We start from the raw sequence: 866 nt of genomic DNA, 5'->3' as shown, positions 1-866 counted from the left end.
CTGGTGGTTTCCCTGGCCTTCTACGGCATGTCCACCTTCGAAGGCCCGATGATGTCGATCAAGACCGTGAATGCCCTGTCGCACTACACCGACTGGACCATCGGTCACGTACACGCCGGCGCCCTCGGCTGGGTTGCGATGGTCTCCATCGGCTCCCTGTACCACCTGATCCCGAAGGTGTTCGGTCGCGAAGAGATGCACAGCATCGCGCTGATCAACACCCACTTCTGGATGGCCACCATCGGCACCGTGCTCTACATCGCCTCGATGTGGGTGAACGGCATCGCCCAGGGCCTGATGTGGCGCGCCGTGAACACCGACGGCACCCTGACCTACTCCTTCGCCGAAACCCTGGTGGCCAGCCACCCCGGCTTCGTCGTACGGACCATCGGGGGCGCCATCTTCTTCGCCGGCATGCTGCTGATGGCCTACAACACCTGGAAAACCGTGCGCGCCGCCAAGCCTGAAGAGATGGAAGCCGCCGCGAAGTATGCGGTTGAAGGAGCCCACTGATGAAACACGAAATTCTCGAGAAGAACGTCGGCCTGCTGTCCATCTTCATGGTCATCGCCGTCGCAATCGGCGGCCTGACGCAGATCGTGCCGCTGTTCTTCCAGGACGTGGTCAACGAGCCGGTGGACGGCATGAAGCCCTACACCGCCCTGCAGGTCGAAGGCCGTGACATCTACATCCGCGAAGGTTGTAACGTCTGCCATTCGCAGATGATCCGCCCGTTCCGCGCAGAAACCGAGCGCTACGGCCACTACTCCGTCGCCGGCGAAAGCGTCTGGGACCACCCGTTCCTGTGGGGCTCCAAGCGTACCGGTCCGGACCTGGCCCGCGTCGGCGGTCGTTACTCCGACGAC

At 62.8% G+C, this 866-nt stretch carries 2 protein-coding genes; both read left to right on the top strand.

Annotated elements, in window-relative coordinates:
- On the top strand, positions 1-513 hold a 513-nt coding region (locus tag AS93_RS0118290), incomplete at its 5' end, for a cbb3-type cytochrome c oxidase subunit I (protein WP_027591917.1).
- On the top strand, positions 513-866 hold a 354-nt coding region (ccoO, locus tag AS93_RS0118285), incomplete at its 3' end, for a cytochrome-c oxidase, cbb3-type subunit II (RefSeq protein ID WP_027591916.1). The genes AS93_RS0118290 and ccoO, both read left to right, overlap by 1 nt.

Source organism: Pseudomonas sp. RL, assembly GCF_000647775.1.
Taxonomy (GTDB): Bacteria; Pseudomonadota; Gammaproteobacteria; order Pseudomonadales; family Pseudomonadaceae; genus Serpens; species Serpens flexibilis.
This window is presented reverse-complemented; position numbering and strand designations above follow the sequence as displayed.